The following is a 21203-nucleotide window of genomic DNA, read 5'->3' on the forward strand; positions in this document are numbered from 1 at the left end:
ATATATAATGTAATAATATTGAATAACTATAAAATTAAGGTTGGAAGTTTTATTCTACCTCCAACCTTATAAATAAACATATTACTTTTTGAAGTTTACACGAAAGTCTTGACAGACTCGATGACGTTTTAATGTTGTGAGAGCGAGTAGTTCTTATGAAGAGGTAATAAAGAAGTCTATTTTTCTATTTCTAAGATAAAAACCCCCGACATCTGTCGGGGGTTATATGTAGTTTCCATACCTAATATTTTAAGTGTAATAGTTTTCATTCGTTTGAATTTACTTATACTACAGTTAAATTATATTTTTAGATTTTAACTTATTAATGCTTTGCTTAACTAGATCAATTGCTTCAGACTTACTCTGTCCTTTATGCTTTATCTCATTATCACCTATTTTTGCAATTGCCTTATATGGGTATTGATTTTCATTATTCTGTATTACGATTATTTCATGATCTCCATATTTCTCCATAAAGCATACCACCTCTATATATTTTTATCTTATTATATCATATTCTAAATATTTTGAATATTCCTTCTTTTAAAATTTTTTTAAAAAAATACTCAAAACTAAATAAGGAAGAAATATTAAGAATTAAGATTTGAATAAATGGATGATATGGGGTATTAGTTTTAATAACGTAAAACATTAAATTGAAAAAAACATTAAAAATGCAAAGAGAGTACCAATCATAATGGGAATATGATTGGTACTCTTTATTAGAGAAATTTATTTTGCAGGGGTAAATCCTTGTTTCTTCATTGCATCCTTAACTTTTGGATAATATATATTTTGATAGATACTTGAAGTTAAAGTACTCCAATTTTTTTCTTTGTCATATCTGCCGATGTCTTTTAAGTAAGCTTCCATTTCTTCATCGTAGCTATCAATAGAATTTTCTATAGCTTCTTTGTTATAAGTATCATTGTGTCTAAAGCTTTCAAATGGAATTCTTGGCTTTTGGTGTGATTCATCTGAAGGATATCCAATTGCAAGGCCTACAAGTGGGAATGTATATTTAGGCAAATCTAAGAGTTCTATAACTTCTTCTGGATTTTTTCTTATTCCACCAATTGGAACAGTTCCAAGGCCTAGAGATTCAGCTGCAATTATTGCTGCACCTAAAGTAATTCCACTATCTACAGCACCAACTAGAGCACTTTCAATGTCTTCATGTATTATTTGCTTAGAACCAGTTTTTTCTCCAGCCAAGTAAGTTCTATAAAAATCCATTACGAAAACTAAGAAAACAGGAGCTTTAGCCACATATTCTTGATTTCCAACAAGTTCTGCAAGTTTTTCTTTTTTTGCTTTATCTCTTATAGCTATGACAGTTGTTTGCTGACCATTTATTGAATTAGGCATGGCTTGGGCAGCTTTTATTATTTCATCTATGATTTCATCTGAAATATCCTTATCTAAATATTGTCTAATTGATCTATGATTTTTTATATTTTCTATTGTATTATTCATTTTATTCAATCCTTTCAATTTTACGATTTATTACAATTTCATTATAGTCTTATTTTTAAGGGAAGTTACACCTTCTGGAGTATGAGTTGATAAATAAACTGTATCATTTTCTTTTAGAAAAGTTCTGACTTTATTTAATGTTTCAATTGCTTGTCCTTTATCCTCAAAGACAACAGATAATTGGTTTTGCCTTAAAGCTTCGTCTGTGTAAGTAACATCGCCATGAATCATGTAGTGAATACCGTTATCGTAAACAACAATTAATGAATTTCCAGTAGTATGTCCATAAGCTGGCAGCATATAAATATTTTCACTTATAATTTGGCTTTTATTAAAGTTTTTATACTGTCCATCAGTAAAATTAACTTCAACTAAATTGTCACCTGCAACACTCATAGCCTCAAGCTCTATTTTTGATATATAAATCTTTGCATGATTAAACATTCTAAGTTCGCCGGCATGATCGGGATGTTTATGAGTTAAAACTACTTTACTAATATCTTCTGGAGCATAACCTACATTTTTTAGTGCTTCTTTAAAATTAGCAATTTTTTCACCCATATATAAGGCTTGATCAGGTTTATCTTCAAAATCAGGAGTCTCAACTGGTAAACCTGTGTCTACTAGAATAACCTCTTTTCCAGTATCTATTAAATAATTTTGCAGGCTTGCAGGGTAATCTTTGTTTATATTAATTTTTTCTTTTTCAAGTGATCCTCCAAATGCAAAAGATTCTTTCATTCTTCCATTTTTATAAAATTCCAATGCTAAAATTCTCATAATCTATTCCTCCGATATAATTAATCTTTATACAGTGTTCGATATGACTAAATTATATTGAATAAAATTAAATTTGTCAATCGTATTTTAGTTTAAATAATTTAAAGCATGAACTTGAGGTACATAAATATTGGCATCTAATGAATAGAATTTAATTTAAATATATACCATATATTATATATTCTCTATATGTTCAGAATATTTCGAATATCGTGTTTTAGCTAGAGGTTGGATTATAAATATGATACAATAACTAATAGAAATTATTATATAACATTAATACTTTATTTTGAGAATTAGAATTAGGAGAGATACGCGATGAAAACTGATTTATTAGAAAAAGGGGCAATATTACAAAGGGATAAGGAAACATATGCAATTGCTCCACATTTAACCGCTGGACTTGTAACTCCAGAGATTTTAAGAAATATTGCAGATGTAGCTGAAAAATATAATGCAGCAGCTATTAAAGTTACAGGAGCTCAAAGAATTGCATTAGTTGGATTAAAAGAAGAAGATTTAGATAACGCTTGGGATGATCTAGGGATGGACCCAGGTGCAGCAGTAGGTCTATGTGTAAGAAGTATAAAAGTATGTCCAGGAACTACTTTTTGTAAAAGAGGTCTTCAAAATTCAGTGGCAGTTGGTTCAAAATTGGACAGCTTATATCATGGAAAAGAATTACCTAATAAATTAAAAATGGGAGTAAGTGGTTGCCCTCATAGCTGTGCAGATAGTGCATTTAAGGATATAGGATTAATAGGAAGCGGAAAAGGATGGATGTTCTATGTTGGCGGAAAAGGTGGAGCAAGACCAAGAATAGCAGATAGAATAGCACTTTCTGTATCAGAAGAAAAGGTATATGATTTAATAGAAAAAGTTATTGAAGTATATAGAGAAAATGCAACTAACAGAGAAAGATTAGGCGATTACATAGATAGAGTAGGATTAGATGAGTTCAAAGAACAAATAAATCTTAATAGTTATCTATAAAGTGAAAATTTTAATACAGGGCTTTATCTGAATAGAAAATTTTCAAATTAATGAACAAATCAATTAGTTTAAATTTAATATATCTAATAGTGTAAAAAATCATGCTAAATAATAGCATGATTTTTTATTATTTCAAGCACAGCAGGAATATCTGCAGGAGCCCATTTCAAAGAAAGCAGACTTTCTGGCTTCAGCCATAATAAAGCTGCATGTTCATTAGCTTTAGGATAGCTATTTACTAATTCGCAGTTAGTTGTTATCAAATTTACAATAAAATCATCATATTCATGTTTATTTTCATTATGTATATTAATATATCGCACTTTACAATTTAATTCTTCAAAAATTTCTCTTTCAATAGCTTCTTTTGGAGTTTCGTTAGCCTCTATTTTACCACCGGGAAACTCCCAAAGATTTGGCGATTTCATAATAGGTGAGCGTAAAGCACATAATATTTCTCCGTTATCATTTTTTATAATTGCAGCTACAACATTAATAGTTTTTTTCATCATAACACCTCAAAAAATATTTTATAGTATACGGATTGTATTTTCAAATAAACTTATAAAATTTAAACCTTATTTTAAATAAACCTTGTTAATAATAAGCATTTTTTCAAAGTTTTCATTAAATATTTTTAAAAAGGAACAAAGGTTTAAATAAAACTTTTTTCTTTTTTAAAAAGTTAAGAAGATAAAAATGAAAAAAGTTAACAATAAACAACATTATGGAATATTATTTATAATTATGTTAAAATACAATAAAATGGTATTTTATAACTTTAGGAAAAATAGGGGGATAATATGAAAAAATTGAAATTAACAAAAGTAATTGCTAGTGCTTTGGTAGTAGCTTCTGTATTAATGTTAAATCCAATAGGTGCAAATGCAGAATGGAAGCAAGATAAAAAAGGCTGGTGGTATTCAGAAGGAAATTCATGGGCTACAGGCTGGAGAGTAATTGATGGAAGTTTATATTATTTTGATACAAAAGGCTATATGTTAGGTAGTACGCCAAATGAGTTTGGGGATAATGTCATTAATAGTAGTGGTCAATTTCAAAATGTCACAATAGAAGGAGCATGGGCTTTTTATAAACAAACTGGTGTAATAATGGCTTATTTAGGTAATGACAGCAATGTTGTAATTCCAGATAAAATTGATAATGTTGCAATAAAAAGTATAGGAAATAAAGCATTTTATCTAAATAAGAATATAACAAATATAACTATTCCAAATGGTATAACAGCCTTAAGAAGATCAGCGTTTTTTGGGTGTACGGGTTTAACAAGCATAAACATTCCTGCTAGTGTACAAAGTATAGATGGATATGCATTATCAGGATGCACAAACTTAAAAAATATATCTGTAGATAGCAACAATATAACTTTTAAGAGCGTTGATGGAGTATTGTATAGCAAAAATGGAACTAAATTGTTAAATTATCCTGTTGGGAAAGTTGATGAAAAATACGCAATTCCAGATGGTGTGACAGATATAGGATGGAATGCATTTTCTGGAGGAGTAAATTTAAAAAGCATAGAAATACCTAGCACTGTAACAAGCATAGGAAGTAGTGCCTTTGATGGATGTAAGAATTTAAGCAGTATAACTATTCCTGATGGAGTTATAGATATAGGAATTGGTACTTTTTATGGATGTACAAACTTAAGCAGTATAAAAATTCCTAATACTGTTATAACAATAGAGCATAGTGCATTTCAAAACTGCATTAACTTAACAAACATAGTTCTTCCTGACAGTATAACTAAAATAGAACAAGGAGCATTTAATGGATGTAAAAATACTTTGTTTAATGTAAAAAGTGAGTCAGTGAAACAACTTTTAATTAAAGCTGGTATAGATTATAATAAAATTGTAGGGAATTCCTAAGATTAAACAGTAAGTAGTAAATTAGTAATTTTATAAGCTGAGATTTTCTTATATATATATTGCAAAAATAATTCTTAATGATAATTTTAAAAATATTGCAAGAATTTTAGCCGCAATTGTGAAATGTGCATTGTGAATCGCAATATATATATTTAGAAAGTCTCAGCTTTAATAAATAATATTTCTTAGAAGAATTTGCTGATATTATAGCTTATTTCATATTTGTTTTATTATTTCTTAGGTCAAATTTTTCAATTTGCTCAGGACCCCTTAATATTTTTCTTTTTATATGAAGAATACCCTCTGAATCAGTTCTGATTTTCCATTCAATAAGCATAATTTTTCCATCTACTATTTCAATTCCTTGGATTCCACTTGCCCTAACACATGATCCATCATTGAAGTAAGGTAATTCCTTGACTTTTGGAAAGTGGGGTCTATGAGTATGTCCGCAGATAATCATGATTTTATTCATTTTAATCCAATGACTATAAATACGCTCGATTTTATGAATCCTTTCAGAACTCTTTACAGGGCTTGCAGGATTTATGAATCCTATTGAGTGAAGAAATTTCCAAAAATATCTTACTGTAAGCATATTAAAGCGCCACAAATTATCATTCATTCTGTCTCCTTGATGACCATGAACAGTTAGTATTTCCTGACCTGTGTTTTTATGTTTAAACACAACTGCCTCATACGGTGTAATCCCAGGAAACAACTCTATTTCTTCTTCGTTATATTCATCATAGAATTTATAATAATTCTTTTCTACATAATTGCTATATTTTAAGTGTACATTGTGATTACCATATAACATAATCAATCTATCAGAATCAAAGAACTTTTTTAATAGAGCATATACTTCATCATGTGCAAGTCTTATATGTTTAAAGTTAGAGTGTTCCCAAAGTTCATCTCCATCGCCAACTTCAACATAAGTATACCCATTATTAAGATAGAATTCTAATGCAAATAAAAAAATATTTTGATTTTTTGCAAATTCATCAGAGGGTGTACCATCACCTCTATGGCAATCACTGAAAAATATGTATTTAGAGTTGTTATCAAAATATTCAATTTTAGCATTCTTATAAGCTTCTGTTAATCGCTTTTCTGCGAGCTTTTTTTCCGCTATCATAGTACACCTCTTTTATGATATTTAAAATTAATTTGATTATATGTAGTTAATCTGCCCTTTTAAAGAAGAATATATGTTAGTGAGATATCATTTTTTATCATGCTTAAAGCAATTTAATCAATGCTTCTAACTCTTCAGATAAGGCTTTTGCACGTTCAAAATCTGTGTTTCTTAGAGATATGGCTATTTTCATTTCTAAGTCTCTTTTCTTTTGTTCAATTTCTAAATAGTCTTTATCAAAGTATTTCGCATAAATCATCTTTCTAAATTTTCTCATATTCATTTTTCTGATTGTTTTATCTTCAATGAGTAAAACATAATCTACGCAATTAATTATAGAATAGTAATCATGAGATATCATTAAAATAGCACCATTATATTTCGAGATGGCTTCTTCAAGGGCCATTTGTGAATATATATCTAAATGGCTTGTTGGCTCATCTAAAAGCAGCATATTTGCTTTGCTTGCAGAAATTTTAGCTAATTGAAGTATATTCTTTTCGCCACCTGATAAATCTTTTATTTTTTGGTTGATTCTTTCTTCCTCAAAGTCATAGTTTGAAATGTAAGTTTCAACATCATCATAAGTTTTAAATCCTGCGTCTAGGAATTCTTCAAGTATTGTATTAGACTCATTTAATATTTCTCCTTGAAGCTGTGATAAATATGCAACTTCAATTTCAGAATCTATTTCAATAGCAGGGTTGTCATTTTTAAAGATATCTCTAAGTAAAGTAGTTTTTCCAGTACCATTTAACCCAACAATAGCTACTTTATCATTAGATTTAATCTCAAAATTAACATTTTCTAAAAGTATTTCATCAAAGCCAGCACTATAATTGTTAACTTTTAAAGCAACTTTTTCTTCAACTTGATTGTTAGTAGTTAAACGGATATAAGGCTGCTTAATTTCAACAAAAGGTCTTTTTATTCTACGAGCTTCTAATCTTTCTAGGAATTTCATTTTACCTTTTAGATACCTTCCAGCAGCAGTTTCCCCTGTAACTTCAGCTCTATCTCTCAGTCTCTTGATTATGCGTTCGTTTCTCTCAATTTCTTCATCATCAGCAACAGACAGTTCTTGAAGCTCGATTTTAGTTTGAAGTAATGTGAAGTTATAGTCTATATAGCTTCCATCAAATTCTTGGAGTTCATGATTTTCTAGATGAATAATTTTATTAAAACAATTATTTAATAGATATCTATTGTGAGTAATAACTAACATCATTCCCTTATGAGAATTTATTAGGTTTTTAAGAGAATTAAGATTTTCAAAGTCTAAAAATACATCAGGTTCATCCATAATCATTAAGTCTGGACTATTAAGCATTTCCCTAATTACTTGGATAAGCTTAAACTCTCCACCACTTAAATCAGATATCTTTGAATCCTTAAGTTTACTTAGGTTTGCAAGATTTAATTTCTTACTAAGAGTGCTTTCAAAATCATCTCCACCAATTACATCAAGAGCATCTAAAGCTTCTTGGTATTTTTCTAGTAAGGCATCAATATCAGAAGAGGTTTCCATTAAGCTACAAATAGAAGTTATCTCATTTTGTAGTTTAATATAATCTTCACATAGATATTCGAAAACTGTTGTTTCTTTTGTGTTATCTACCTCACAGAACTGACTCACATATCCAATCCTGCAATTTGGATCAATCTCTAGAGTACCATCAAACATATAGTTCTCAGGATCCATGATTATATCTATTAGTGTACTTTTTCCACTACCACTAGAACCTATAAAAGCACAATGCTGATCATTTTCTAAAGTAAATGAAATATTATGATATAGATCTTTATTTGGAAATGAGTACGACAAGTTATCAATTTTTATCATTTTATTACCTCGTTTTTCATATGATTAAATTTTATAATCATTTATATTATGTTATATATCGTAGAATTTTACACTTGATTGTATCATAGATTGGGAAGTTTATAAACATTTGTGAAAGATATATTGTATGCTTAAGAAGCAGCTTTTGATTTAAGATATGTATCTTTACTCTAATGAAGGAAAATTTCAAAGCTGGGCGAGTATTGAAACACTGTCTTTATTTAGCTATAATATTGTTAGTATCAAAACAAAATATAAAATAAAGTGCATAAAAGAAAATCTATAGTATTTTTGAGAATGTTGATTATGATGAATATAAAAAATAAATTTTGAGGAATTAAATAAAGTTAAATAATCCCTAATAAGTGGGAGAGCTAAAGGGAAATGCTAGATAGTAATATTATGTGAAAAATGACCTGAAGATAAGAGAGGTGATATAAGATGAAATTAGAAAAAATAAAATTTAATAATCATGAAATATTTAATGATTTAGAGATAGATTTTAAAGATAATAATGGAAAGATATTAGATACCATTGTTGTTATTGGTGAAAATGGCGCTGGTAAAACTACTTTGTTAAAGTGCATTTATGATTCATTTGAAATAGATGAACGTGGTTATGAAGAAATAGGAGATAATAAGGTGGAACTGACTCCTGCATTGTATACGGCAACTGTGAAGTTAGAGAACAATGAAATTGGAATATTAAGTCCAGATATTGTTTTTGAATTAGGAGATAATCCTACTGATCCGAAAGTAGTGTATATGCCAACAGAAATTAATTTTGAAAAGATTAATAAAGTCGATAATACATTGAATTTTACACCATATTTTCAAAATATAGTGGATCAAAATATGACTCAAAACATACCATCATTTATAGCTACAAAAATTAATAAAGAAATATTTAAAAACAGAAATAAAACTATAGGGGAAGTTATAGATAAAGTTTGCGACGATATAAACAGCATATTTTCTATTATGAATTTAGATATTAAATTGATAGGTTTATCTGAAACAAGTGAGACAAAACCTATATTTAGAAATAGCTTAGGCAAGGAATTTGATATAACTGGGTTATCATCAGGGGAAAAGCAATTGTTCTTAAGAGCATTGTCGCTTAAGTTTTTAGAAGTAAATAATTCAATAATATTAATTGATGAACCAGAAATATCACTTCATCCTGAATGGCAAAGAAAGATAATTGATGTATATAAGAGCATTGGAAATAATAATCAGTTGATTATAGCAACTCACTCACCTCATGTAATTGGAAATATAACGTCTAATGAGTTAAGAGTAATGGCAAAAGATGAAAATGGAATTAAGTTAGTTGATAATGATAAATTAAGTGAAACTTATGGAAAAAGCATAGGAGACATCTTAAGTACAACTATGAAATTAGATAGTTTAAGAAATGAAGATATCACTGATAAATTAAACAAAGTATATGATTTATTAAATAGAAATTTATATAATACAGAAGAATTTGAAAATTTATTTAATTATCTAAGAACGTATTTGGGAGATCTAGATAAAGATATTATGAGAATAAGATTGGATATATCAGTTAGGAATAAAAAAAATGCTAAAGGTTAATAAGGAACAAGAACCTGACTTTTTATTAGATTATAAGAAAAAACATACTCCTAAATCGTGGAAAGATTATAATAAGGACGATATTAGAAACAAAATCAAGGGAAATATATTACTTGTTGAGCAGGAAGAATATTGTCCTTATTGTGAAAAAAGAATATATACAAATGATGACGGTCATATAGAACATATAAAACCAAGAGATTTGTACCCTAAAGAATTTCAGGATTATAATAATGTTTTGGTTTCTTGTAATGAAAAGAATAGCTGTGGAATTTATAAAAAGAATAATTATGATGATAAATTTATAAATCCAGTTATAGACAATCCTAATGATTATTTTTATTATAGTATTGCAAGTGGTGAGATAATACCTAAAAGTAATGATAAAAATAGTAATGAATATTTAAGAGCAAATTATACAATAGATATTCTAAACTTAAATAGCTATGAACTAAAAGAAGCTAGAAAGGCTTTAATTGATGCGTTAGAAGTTTATAGAGAAAATTATGAAGAGTATAGTGAGTATATACAATACTTTTTAGATGATGGTCATAATTTTCCAAGCTTGATTAAGTTGTTTATGGAATTATAAATAGATTTATCGTTTATTTTTTAAAGGAACATTGTTTTAAATAAAACTTTCTTACAATTTAAAAATTTATATGAAACATAATGGATAAGACATATTAAATGGCTTTGGAGATACAAATATTATGAGGCTTGATATTGTTAAATAATTTTTATAAAAGCTGAGATTTGTACCATTAGGAAAATCTCAGCTTTTATATATAATATAAGAAATCACTATTTCTTAGGATTAATATATTTATGTTATGTTGAAATATAACATATGGGATAATAGAATTTTTGATGATATAAATTATATTTAATAGCTGAGAGGTGTCATAATACGTGAATAATTTAAAAATAAATGATTTAAAAAAGTATTTAAGAAATAGGAATGACGATGAGTTAATAAATGAGATTATTGAATTAGTAAAACTATATCCAAGTGTTAAAGAATATTACAAAGCTAAATTATTACCCCAATCTGAAGTAGAAATTTTCGAAAAATATAAAAATATTATAAAAAATGAGTTTTTTCCAGATAGAGATTTTGGTAAATTAAGATACTCAAAGGTGAATGAGGCAATACGTGAATATAAAAAATTAACTTCAAACTCAGAGTTAATTGCTAGGCTAATGTTTTATTATACTGAAATCGGTATAAAATTTACAAGAGATTATGGGGATATAGATGAAAAATTTTATATTAATATTGAAAAGTCATATATAAATGTATTAGATTATGTACAAAAATGTGATTTACAGGAAATATTTTCAGATCAGGCTCATGAAGTAAAAGTGAAAGCAGCAGGAATAGGATGGGGTTTTGGAGATAATATGTCAGATATTTATTATGAGTATTATTATGATGATATTAATTAGAAATATTAATAAAGTAAAAGGCATAGACTTATTACTCCTAGTTATAAAAGTTCCTTCATGTAGGAGAGCTTCATAAAATATAACCAAGTGAATTTTCACTTGGTTATATTTTATGTTTAATCATTTTCCATTATCATTAATAGAGTCAGCTAGTAAATTTTCAATCTGCTGCATAAAGTTTATAATATCGCAGATAATAGTTGACCTTGTGCTCATTCTTAAATTTAATGTATCTAATTTATTACCCAAAGAATTAACAATCTCAGTGACAGAGTCAACACCAGTTACTGCACCACTAATCTCAGAGCTTGTACGTTCAATTCCTTTAATTATATGTTGGCTAAACTCTTTGGCTTCAATAGTGCAATCAGTTACTTGTTTGAAATCTTTTTGAACATTTTGAGCATATTCATAGTTATCAGTAATTGCTGTTTTAGAATTTCTAATTTCCTCTCTAAGAGAATCTATGCTTTCATATAATTCTTTAACACTTTTATCAATTCCACTAACTAATTCTGTTGTTGATAAGGATAATTTTCTAATTTCATCTGCTACAACAGAAAAACCTCTACCTGCTTCACCAGCTCTTGCTGCTTCAATAGATGCATTTAAAGCTAGGAGATTTGTATTGCTAGCTATGCCTGTTATACTATTTGACATATTTTGAATGTTTCTAGAGTTATTTTCTAATTCATGAAAAGCCTCTGTAATTGAATCTAGCTGAGTACATGTTCCATTAATTTTATCTGCCAACGTACCCATTTTATTATCTGCTTGCTTTACTGCACTGTCAGAACGATTCATAACATCATTAATTTTATTAGCATATTGACTAAAATCATTAAAATTAGAATCTATATTGTTAATTACATTTTGTATGGCATTGATCTTTGAATATGTATTGTCGATTTCTTTAATGGATTGAGTCACCCTAACTTCTTCATCCATGAATTCTCCAAATTTCTTTTCCATATGTAAAATGCCATAGTTAACATATTTATCGTAATTAGACGCTTTTTCTGTGTTTAATTTGTTATTCTGTTCATCTTGAATATTTTCTTCTTCGTTCTGATTTTTATTTTTTCTAAATTTAAACCACTTCATATCGCATTACCTCATTCTATTCAAATACAGCAAGAACCATTGTCTGATTAAAGTGCTGATCTCTAAGCTGTTCTCCATAACCTGCAAAACCTATATAGTTACCTAAAGCATTGCCCATATTTTTAGCAAACTCATTTAAATACCCATCTGTTTCGAAAAGCATTGATCTTGCCAGACAGTTAACCATAATAGCTAATGATGGATTTGGAACTTCTTTTTTCACAGTAGCAATTGTTTCATTAATTACATTCTTATAATCATCAGGCTCTAAGAGAACCATTTTTGAATTATTATATACTTTCGCGTGATACGACATTCCATTATTTTTAGTAACCATTTGGTTCGCTGTAATATACAGGTCACTTCCAATAATTCTACCTAAAGGATAACTATCTAAATATTTAGGAAGATTTTCAACAGTGGTGTTTAATGCTTGTGCCATAACAAGTGCTGCTGGTTTATTATCATATTCATATACTATACGATTTCTTGTATCTACTTTAGTGGCAGTAAAATAATGAGCAGTTTTTTTATAAATATTTTCTCTGTATAATCTGATTTTACCGCTTAAATTTTTGATGATTACAAAAGCACATGTATTGTTGTGTACTATGCCGTTAAAAGAAACCATTGTTTTTTCAGCCTTACCTTTGTCACCAGCAGATCCGCCAAATAGGGGAATCTTATGTTCATCAAGGACTGAATTTAATGTAGATAAAACTAGTTCTTCACAGCTTATTAAAGCAGTAGAAATTTCAAAGCATATGGTATTAGATTTATCACGAAAATTATTAACACATTTAGTAACTCTGTCTATGTATTTAAGAGGATATTTATCTACCTCTTCTAATATATCAGCATAACATTCAATTCCATCCTCAATCCCCATAACCATCAGTGAATTTTTATAAGCCCCATCCATGCAAAAGCCTGCAAATGTTGTGGAACCAATAATAATACTGCTTTGAAATTTTTCTTTAATTTTCTTAGAATATTCTTCAAAAGGTTCAACATTGGAAAAAAATAAAATTAATTTGGGTGCTTTAAGCCCAAGCGTAGCTTCTGATACTGCTTCATCTAAGTCACCTTTTGAACTTTTTCCTACTTTATAATTCATACGTACCACCTTCTATAATAAAGTGCATAACATTACATTCAATAAATTTTTTATTATGGAAAATTACTCATTATATCAATAAATTTGTCTATTTATTGATAATTGTACGTACTGCATAAATAAAAGTCAATGAAAATATTGGATTATTTACATGATCTTAACCTATAGTTTTGTAAGTACATCTTTATATTTTTCGGCATAATTCTGAGTATACAAAAAATACTTATAATTTAGATCAAGATTTTTGGAAAAATGCTAATTTCAAGCGATTCCTTTTTTATCTCAAATACAAGGAAATGTGTTAAAATATAAAAAAGATTATATCAAAGCGGCAGCTTCCTATTGTAATGAATCATAAAGAAAAAATTATCCGGACAATATGGTGAACAAGTACAGTACTAAGGAAAAAGCACTTGATGAACTTATAACAATAATTATACAAAGCGAAAAAAATATTGAATATTAAGAAAAAACTGAAAATATTTTTGAAATTACAATTATTCTCATAATTGTTATTGACAATTGCACAACATACCGTATAATAGATTTATACACAATGGCTGGTGTTAATCACACCAGCTATTTTTTTACAATAATTTTAACGTTAAAAAATTATACTACAATAACTCTTGGGAATATATTCAAAATAGAAAAGTAAATATTATTATGCATAATATGGCGTAAACATAAAATAAGATTAAAAATATTAACTATATGACAAAGGTGTCTATAAAATCAAGGAAGATTTTATAGGCGCTTTTTTTTGTATAAAACAGGACTAGTGTTAAATAAAAAATTGAAAATTTGGAGGAGATATTTATGATTAAAAAGACATTTTTCAAAAGAATATTGGGGGTAGTAACTGTATTAGCAATGACAGCAACAATGGTTATGGGGTGTAGTGAGACAGCTAAAGTAAGTTCAAATGGGGGAAGTGCAGCTAGTGGAGATACAATTAAGATTGGAGGAGTATTTCCATTAACTGGTGATGTTCCGGCTTTAGGTGCAGCAATGGAAAACGGATCTAAACTTGCAGTAAAAGAAATAAACGATGCTGGTGGCGTTCTTGGTAAAAAGTTAGAGCTTGTTTCAGAAGATGATCAAAATCAAGCAGCAACAGCGCCAAATGCTATTACAAAGTTAATTACACAAGATAAAGTTTCGGCAGTAGTCGGAACATATGCAAGTAAATGTTCAATTCCAATGGCAGCAGTTGCAAAAGATTCAAAAGTAGTTATGATTACTCCGGGGTCAACAAATGAGAAAGTTACTACTGAAGGTGGAGATTATGTATTTAGAGCATGTTTTATAGATCCATTACAAGGTCAAGTTGGTGCAAAATTCGCGTCAGAAAATTTAAAAGCTAAAAAAGTAGCAATGCTTTATGATATTGGTAATGATTATTGTGTAGGTATTTCAAAAGAATTCAAGAAAAACTTTGAAGCGGCGGGTGGTACTGTAGCATATGAAAAAACTTACAATGCAGGAGAAAGTGATTTCAAAGCATTTTTAACTGAAATAAAAGAATTAAATGTGGATGTAATTTATCTTCCAGATAACTACTCAACTGTTGGATTAATTGCAAAACAAGCAAGAGAAATTGGTATAAAGGCACCATTCTTAGGTAGTGATTCATGGAGTGATCCAGGTCTTGTAAAAGTTGGTGGAGACGCCATTGAAGGATCTTACTTTACAGATCACTTATCGTTAAAATCAGATAATGCATCAATTAAAAAGTTCGTTGAAAATTACAAAAAAGAATATAATGGTGATCCTAGTGCATTCTCAGTACTTAGTTATGATTCAGTATACATTTTAGCAGAAGCAATTAAAAAAGCAGGCAGCACAGATGAAAATGCTATTAAAGATGCAATGGCTAAGTTAGATGCAGATTGTGGAACTACACATTATAAATTTGATGATAAACATAACCCAATTAAGAGCGTAGTTATTAATAAAGTTGTAAACGGACAATTTGAATTTGAAACTGAGGTTAAATAATTCTAAAGAAAATTAAATTTTATTGTTTAGCGGCTATATTAATGGGGTAAGCTGTAATTTAAGTAGACCTAGAGATATAGCCTCTTATAAAGGAGAGGTGTACATGAGTACTTTATTACAACAAATTGTAAATGGTATATGCCTAGGTAGTGTATATGCATTAATAGCTATTGGCTACACTATGGTATATGGAATTATTAAATTAATTAATTTTGCTCACTGTGATATTTATATGGTTGGTGCTTTCTTAGGGTACTTTGCAGCAACTGTATTAGGCCTTGGATTTATTCCATGTTTAATTTTTTCTATGGTTTCATGTGCTGTCTTAGGTATGTTAATTGAAAGAATTGCTTATAAACCACTTAGAAATTCACCTAATGTAACATTGTTAATAACTACAATGGGAATGGAACTTATATTACAAAACTTTGTAAAAGCTGATTTTGTTGCAGGTCCAAATACTAGAAATTTTCCACAAGTAATTCCTTTAATTTCTTATAAAATTGGGGCAATAACAATAAGTAATCTTCAAATAATAGCACTTGCTATTACTATTATATTATGTGTTGCATTACAATACCTCGTAAATAAAACTAGAACAGGTAGAGCAATGAGGGCAACTTCTTATGATAGAGATGCAGCAGCATTAATGGGAATAAATATTAATAGAGTAATTTCTTTAACTTTTGCTTTAGGTTCAGCACTAGCTGCCACAGCTGGTGTACTTGTTGGTATGCTATATCCTAGACTTGAGCCTGCTATGGGTGTTATGCCAGGACTTAAATCTTTCGTAGCTGCTGTTCTTGGGGGCATTGGAATTATACCAGGGGCCATGTTTGGTGGACTTGCAATGGGGCTTATTGAGACTTTATCAAAGGTATATATTAGTTCAGGATTATCAGATGCAATTGCTTTTTCAATTTTAATTATAATTCTTATTGTAAAACCAACAGGTTTATTTGGTAAGAAAAACAATGTGAAGGTGTAGGTGATAAAAATGGCAAATAAGATAAGCAAAAATGAAGATAATCCAAGCTTAAGCTTGGTTAAAACCACATATACGAGATATATGATTACAACAGTTGTCCTTGCCTTAATTTATGTGTTTCTAATGTTTCTTGTAAACCAAGGAATAATTGGTGATTATATACTTAGAATTATGAAACAAATTGGTATTTTTTTAATTGCAGCCTTAGGTCTTAATCTTATATTAGGGTTTACTGGTCAATTTACTATGGGACATGCTGCTTTTATGTCAATAGGAGCATATGGATCTGCAATAATGACTAAAAATTTTAATATGCCCTTTCCAATTGCCTTACTTGTAGGAATCATATTAGCTGGAATTTTAGCAGCGTTAATTGGATATCCAATATTAAGACTTAAAGGGGATTATTTAGCTATTTGTACCTTAGGGTTTGGAGAAATAGTAAAGGTAGTAATTCAAAATGTAGATTATGTTGGTGGTGCTAGAGGGATTTCAGGAATACCAGGAAGCACTTCTTTCTTAATAGTATTAATAGGTGTAGCAATTTGTTATGCGATACTAAAAAATTTAATTCATTCTTCAAAAGGTAGAGCAATTATGGCAATTAGAGAAGATGAAATAGCAGCAGAAGCCATGGGAATAAATTCTACTAAATACAAGATGATTGCATTTATTATAGGTAGCAGTATGGCTGGTCTTGCTGGGGGCTTATATGCACACTTTAATTCTTTTATTGATCCAGCAAGCTTTGCATTTTCAAAGTCAATTGAGTTAATAACTTATGTAGTACTTGGTGGAATGGGAAGTTTATCAGGAACTGTAATTGGAACTTCAATTCTTATTTATTTACCTGAATGTTTAAGAGGACTTAGTGAGGTGTTTAAGACATATCGTATTTTAATATATGCTGTTATGCTTGTGCTCATGATGATTTTCCGTCCACAAGGTATTCTTGGAACAAGGGAAATTACAGTAGATAATATAATAAAATTTTTTAAAAAATTCGGGAAAAACTCTACAAAAAATATAGTTCAAAGCGAAAAGGCTGGTGATTAGTATGTCTTTACTTTCAGTAGAAAAATTAACAATAAAATTTGGTGGTCTTACTGCCGTTTCTGATGTAAATATGGAAATTGGGGAACATCAATTAATTGGTCTTATAGGTCCAAATGGTGCAGGTAAAACAACTCTTTTTAATATGCTTACTGGTGTATATAAACCAACAGAAGGAAAAATACAATTAAATGGTGAACGTATTGATGGAACTAAACCTTATGATATTACATCAAAGCATATTGCTAGAACATTTCAGAATATTAGACTTTTCACTGAATTAACTGTACTTGAAAATGTTATGATTAGTTTTAACTTTCAAGCAAAATCTAGTTTGTTTACATCTATTATTAAGACTCCAGCTCACATTTATGAGGAACAAAAAATGAAGCAAGAGGCTTTAGAAATATTAAAAATTTTTAAATTAGACGATAGTGCAGATGAGCTTGCGAGTAATCTCCCTTATGGTAAACAAAGAAGATTAGAAATAGCTAGAGCATTAGCAGCTAAACCTAAGCTTTTACTTCTTGATGAGCCAGCCGCTGGTATGAATCCTCAAGAAACAGTGGAACTTACTGAACTTATTCGCTGGATAAAAAATGAGTTTAAAATATCTATTTTACTTATCGAACATGATATGAAACTTGTAATGAATGTATGTGAATACATTTATGTACTTTCTTTTGGCGAAATTATTGCTAAAGGAATTCCAAAAGAAATTCAAAAAAATCCACAAGTAATTGAAGCGTATTTAGGAAAGGGGGCGGCACAATAATATGTTAAAAGTAGAAAATATTAATATATCTTATGGTGCAATTCATGCGATTCACGATTTGAGTTTAGAAGTAAATAATGGAGAAATTGTAACTTTAATTGGAGCTAATGGTGCTGGGAAAACTAGTACACTCAGAGCAATTAGCGGTTTAAATCCAATTAAATCTGGTGAAATCACTTATGACGGCAAAATGATTAGTAATATTGGAGCACACAAGATAGTATCTTATGGTCTTAGCCAAGTTCCAGAAGGAAGAAGAGTATTTGGTGATCAGACAATAGAAGAAAATCTTTTATTAGGAGCTTATTTAAGAAAGAGTAAATCTGAAATTAAAGTATCAATGGAAGAGGTATTTACATTATTTCCAAGAGTAAAGGAAAGAAGGAAGCAGCTTGCAGGAACTATGTCAGGTGGTGAGCAGCAAATGCTTGCAATAGGGAGAGCGTTAATGGCAAAACCTAAATTATTATTGCTTGATGAACCATCAATGGGTCTTGCTCCTATTGTAGTTGAAGAAATATTTGAAATAATAAAAAACATCCGTAAAGCTGGAACAACAATTCTTTTAGTAGAGCAAAATGCAAATGCTGCACTTCAAATAGCTGATAGAGGTTATGTTTTAGAAACAGGTAGTGTTGTATTAGAAGGATTAGCACAAGATTTATTACATGACGATTCTGTTAGAAAAGCATACTTAGGAGAATAAAAGGATGGTTATATGAAATGATAGTGTAAAGTAAGTTATGAAAAAATAAAAAAGTAATTTACACTATTAAATAAAGGGGGAGGCAATATGGATAGGTTTGTAATTGCAATCACAAGAACTTGTGGAAGTGGTGGAACAACAATAGGTAAAATGATTTCAAAGGATCTTAAAATTAATATGTATGATAGAGAATTATTACGTTTAGCATCAGAGGATAGTGGGATTAATGAATCACTATTTGCAAATGCAGATGAGCATGTTAAAAGTAGTTTACTATATATGGTGTCAAAGAAGGTATATGAAGGTGAATTGATTCCACCAGAAAGTAATGATTTTACTTCAAATGATAATTTATTTAACTATCAAGCTAAGATATTGCGGGAATTAGCAGAAAGAGAATCTTATGTTGTAATAGGGCGTTGTGCAGATTATATTTTAAAGGATAATACTAATGTATTTAAGATTTTTATTCATGCATCTAATGAGTATTGTATTAAACATCAAATGGAAAGGTTATGTATTTCAGAAAAAGAGGCTGCTAAGCAAATTAAGAAATTGAATAAGTATAGAAGAGGATACTATTATTACCACACAGGGAACAAATGGGAAGATGTAAAGAATTATGACTTATCTCTTGATACTAGCAAATTAGGAATTGAAAATTGTATTAAATATATTAAAGAATATATTAAGTTAAGAATGAATTCTTAATAAGGAGATAGTTATGGATAAAATGGATTACAAAATATTAAAGTGTTTGAAATCAAATGCCAGAATTAGAGCAGCCTCTATAAGTAATGAAATTCATTTGTCAGTTTCAGCAGTCCTTGAACGCATACATAAAATGGAGAAAAGCAAGGTAATTCAAAATTATACAATAATAGTAGATCAAAAAAAATTAGATAATGATGTGTGTGCCTTAATGGAAGTTAGTCTTGAACATCCAAAGTTCTATGATAAATTTACTTCAGCAATTAAAGGCAATGATAATATTGTTTCATGTTATTATCTAACTGGAGATTATGATTTTATGCTTAAAATAATTTGTCAATCATCTGATCATCTTGAGAAAATTCATCGTGCAATAAAAAGTATAGAAGGAGTATCAGCAACTAAAACGCATTTTGTTTTAAAAAATATAAAAAATACATTTAGTGTAATACCAGAGGTAGAAGAGTAAATAGGCATATTAAAAATTTGAGGTTTATAATTGATTTTTTTAAAATATAAGAAAAAATTTTGGTAATATAGCAAATAACAATAAAATTAACTGGAATTTTAAAAAATATTGAAAAATATTTCTGCGGGATATACTATATGAATATAGTATTAGTTTCAAAGAAAAACCAGATATACTTTAGACGAAGAAGTCAAATTCAAAGGTCTAAAATATGTCTGGTTTTTTTATTTTAAAAATTTAAGGAGGAAAACAAAATGGAGAATTTAGGTTATTATAATGGAAAGTTTGGATTATTAGAGGAAATGACAGTGCCAATGCTTGATCGTGTTTGTTATTTTGGAGATGGAGTTTATGATGCTACTTATAGCAGAAATCACAAGATTTTTGCATTGGAGGAGCATATTGAAAGATTTTACAACAGTGCTGGCTTATTGGGAATTAAAATTCCTTATTCAAAGGAGCAAGTAAAAGAAATTCTTAAGGAGATGGTATTAAAGGTTGATTCAGGAGAACAATTTGTATATTGGCAAATTACCAGAGGAACTGGAATGAGAAATCATGCTTTTCCTGGAGAGGAGGTTCCTGCAAATCTATGGATTATGTTAAAGCCTTTAAATATTAAGGATATGTCAAAAAAATTAAAGTTAATCACTTTAGAAGACACTAGATTTTTACACTGTAATATAAAAACGTTAAATTTATTACCAAGTGTAATTGCATCTCAAAAAACTGAAGAGGCAGGATGTCAGGAAGCTGTATTTCATAGAGGGGATAGAGTAACTGAATGTGCACATAGCAATGTATCAATTCTTAAAGATGGTATATTAAAAACTGCTCCAACAGACAATTTAATTTTACCTGGTATAGCAAGAGCTCACCTTATTAAAATGTGTAAGTCCTTTAATATTCCTGTAGATGAAACAGCATTTACCTTGAAGGAATTAATGGAGGCAGATGAAGTTATTGTTACTAGTTCAGGTCAATTTTGTATGGCAACTAGTGAAATAGATGGAATACCTGTAGGTGGAAAAGCACCAGAGCTTGTAAAGAAATTACAAGATGCATTGTTAAATGAGTTTTTAGAAGAAACAAAAACAGAATAGGAG

The 21203-nt window shown here is 29.1% G+C and carries 21 protein-coding genes; 13 read left to right on the top strand and 8 right to left on the bottom strand.

Annotated features, from left to right (window positions below; all coding sequences use genetic code 11):
• Positions 1-294: 294 nt before the first annotated feature.
• From L3B96_RS17605 to L3B96_RS17615, 3 genes are all read right to left on the bottom strand, one after another.
• A complete protein-coding gene (locus tag L3B96_RS17605; RefSeq protein ID WP_017210666.1) occupies positions 295-474 on the bottom strand; it encodes a hypothetical protein in 180 nt (59 codons plus the stop codon).
• Between the two features lie 258 nt (positions 475-732).
• The gene (locus L3B96_RS17610; RefSeq protein WP_238948200.1) at positions 733-1476 is read right to left on the bottom strand and encodes an NADPH-dependent oxidoreductase; all 744 of its coding nucleotides are present in this window, start codon (positions 1474-1476) and stop codon (positions 733-735) included.
• A gap of 30 nt (positions 1477-1506) precedes the next feature.
• A complete protein-coding gene (locus L3B96_RS17615; RefSeq protein WP_238948201.1) occupies positions 1507-2256 on the bottom strand; it encodes an MBL fold metallo-hydrolase in 750 nt (249 codons plus the stop codon).
• 318 nt (positions 2257-2574) lie between these two features.
• Here L3B96_RS17615 and L3B96_RS17620 point away from each other — a divergent pair, with 318 nt between their 5' ends.
• Positions 2575-3249: an NAD(P)/FAD-dependent oxidoreductase gene (locus L3B96_RS17620; protein ID WP_012058982.1), complete on the top strand. Its 675-nt coding sequence runs from the start codon at positions 2575-2577 to the stop codon at positions 3247-3249.
• Between the two features lie 104 nt (positions 3250-3353).
• Here L3B96_RS17620 and L3B96_RS17625 read toward each other — a convergent pair whose 3' ends face one another.
• Positions 3354-3758, bottom strand: coding sequence for a (deoxy)nucleoside triphosphate pyrophosphohydrolase (locus L3B96_RS17625; RefSeq protein WP_238948202.1), 405 nt, complete (start codon positions 3756-3758; stop codon positions 3354-3356).
• Positions 3759-4052: 294 nt separating this feature from the next.
• On the opposite strand from L3B96_RS17625, the gene L3B96_RS17630 reads away from it, so the two are divergent.
• The gene (locus tag L3B96_RS17630) at positions 4053-5141 is read left to right on the top strand and encodes a leucine-rich repeat domain-containing protein (protein ID WP_238899002.1); all 1089 of its coding nucleotides are present in this window, start codon (positions 4053-4055) and stop codon (positions 5139-5141) included.
• Positions 5142-5352: 211 nt separating this feature from the next.
• Here the strand turns inward: L3B96_RS17630 and L3B96_RS17635 are convergent, their stop codons facing one another.
• Together L3B96_RS17635 and L3B96_RS17640 are read right to left on the bottom strand one after the other, a co-directional pair.
• On the bottom strand, positions 5353-6282 hold the full coding sequence (locus L3B96_RS17635; protein WP_017210660.1) for a metallophosphoesterase: 930 nt from the start codon (positions 6280-6282) through the stop codon (positions 5353-5355).
• A 103-nt stretch (positions 6283-6385) separates the two neighbouring features.
• Entirely contained in the window at positions 6386-8125 is a 1740-nt protein-coding gene (locus tag L3B96_RS17640; RefSeq protein WP_238899004.1) for an ATP-binding cassette domain-containing protein, read from the bottom strand.
• Positions 8126-8566: 441 nt separating this feature from the next.
• On the opposite strand from L3B96_RS17640, the gene L3B96_RS17645 reads away from it, so the two are divergent.
• From L3B96_RS17645 to L3B96_RS17655, 3 genes are all read left to right on the top strand, one after another.
• Positions 8567-9724, top strand: a complete 1158-nt coding sequence (locus L3B96_RS17645; protein WP_238948203.1) for an ATP-binding protein — start codon at positions 8567-8569, stop codon at positions 9722-9724.
• Complete coding sequence (locus L3B96_RS17650) at positions 9711-10316, top strand: retron system putative HNH endonuclease (protein ID WP_238948204.1); 606 nt, start codon at positions 9711-9713, stop codon at positions 10314-10316. The genes L3B96_RS17645 and L3B96_RS17650 overlap by 14 nt, the downstream gene beginning before the upstream one ends.
• Before the next feature lie 320 nt (positions 10317-10636).
• Entirely contained in the window at positions 10637-11173 is a 537-nt protein-coding gene (locus L3B96_RS17655) for a DUF6155 family protein (protein ID WP_238948205.1), read from the top strand.
• Between the two features lie 120 nt (positions 11174-11293).
• Here the strand turns inward: L3B96_RS17655 and L3B96_RS17660 are convergent, their stop codons facing one another.
• Both L3B96_RS17660 and L3B96_RS17665 read right to left on the bottom strand, forming a co-directional pair.
• The gene (locus L3B96_RS17660; RefSeq protein WP_238899006.1) at positions 11294-12277 is read right to left on the bottom strand and encodes a methyl-accepting chemotaxis protein; all 984 of its coding nucleotides are present in this window, start codon (positions 12275-12277) and stop codon (positions 11294-11296) included.
• 16 nt (positions 12278-12293) lie between these two features.
• Positions 12294-13394: an FIST N-terminal domain-containing protein gene (locus L3B96_RS17665; protein ID WP_238948206.1), complete on the bottom strand. Its 1101-nt coding sequence runs from the start codon at positions 13392-13394 to the stop codon at positions 12294-12296.
• Between the two features lie 819 nt (positions 13395-14213).
• Between L3B96_RS17665 and L3B96_RS17670 the strand changes: the two genes are divergently transcribed.
• The 8 genes from L3B96_RS17670 to L3B96_RS17705 all read left to right on the top strand — a co-directional run bounded on the left by L3B96_RS17670 (position 14214) and on the right by L3B96_RS17705 (position 21200).
• Positions 14214-15395, top strand: coding sequence for an ABC transporter substrate-binding protein (locus L3B96_RS17670; protein WP_077830115.1), 1182 nt, complete (start codon positions 14214-14216; stop codon positions 15393-15395).
• A gap of 103 nt (positions 15396-15498) precedes the next feature.
• Positions 15499-16383, top strand: a complete 885-nt coding sequence (locus L3B96_RS17675; protein WP_017210653.1) for a branched-chain amino acid ABC transporter permease — start codon at positions 15499-15501, stop codon at positions 16381-16383.
• Positions 16384-16392: 9 nt separating this feature from the next.
• Positions 16393-17439 (top strand): branched-chain amino acid ABC transporter permease, encoded by a 1047-nt coding sequence (locus tag L3B96_RS17680; RefSeq protein ID WP_077830116.1) that lies wholly within the window; start codon positions 16393-16395, stop codon positions 17437-17439.
• 1 nt (position 17440) lies between these two features.
• The gene (locus L3B96_RS17685; protein ID WP_012058972.1) at positions 17441-18211 is read left to right on the top strand and encodes an ABC transporter ATP-binding protein; all 771 of its coding nucleotides are present in this window, start codon (positions 17441-17443) and stop codon (positions 18209-18211) included.
• Position 18212: 1 nt separating this feature from the next.
• Positions 18213-18917, top strand: a complete 705-nt coding sequence (locus L3B96_RS17690) for an ABC transporter ATP-binding protein (RefSeq protein WP_012058971.1) — start codon at positions 18213-18215, stop codon at positions 18915-18917.
• An 87-nt stretch (positions 18918-19004) separates the two neighbouring features.
• Positions 19005-19628, top strand: a complete 624-nt coding sequence (locus tag L3B96_RS17695) for a cytidylate kinase-like family protein (protein WP_077830118.1) — start codon at positions 19005-19007, stop codon at positions 19626-19628.
• A 13-nt stretch (positions 19629-19641) separates the two neighbouring features.
• Positions 19642-20097, top strand: a complete 456-nt coding sequence (locus tag L3B96_RS17700) for an Lrp/AsnC family transcriptional regulator (protein ID WP_077830119.1) — start codon at positions 19642-19644, stop codon at positions 20095-20097.
• Between the two features lie 254 nt (positions 20098-20351).
• Entirely contained in the window at positions 20352-21200 is an 849-nt protein-coding gene (locus tag L3B96_RS17705; RefSeq protein WP_077830120.1) for a D-amino acid aminotransferase, read from the top strand.
• The last annotated feature ends 3 nt before the right edge of the window (positions 21201-21203 follow it).

It is taken from the genome of Clostridium sp. YIM B02569, assembly GCF_022320765.1.
In the GTDB taxonomy this organism is placed as follows: domain Bacteria; phylum Bacillota; class Clostridia; order Clostridiales; family Clostridiaceae; genus Clostridium; species Clostridium beijerinckii.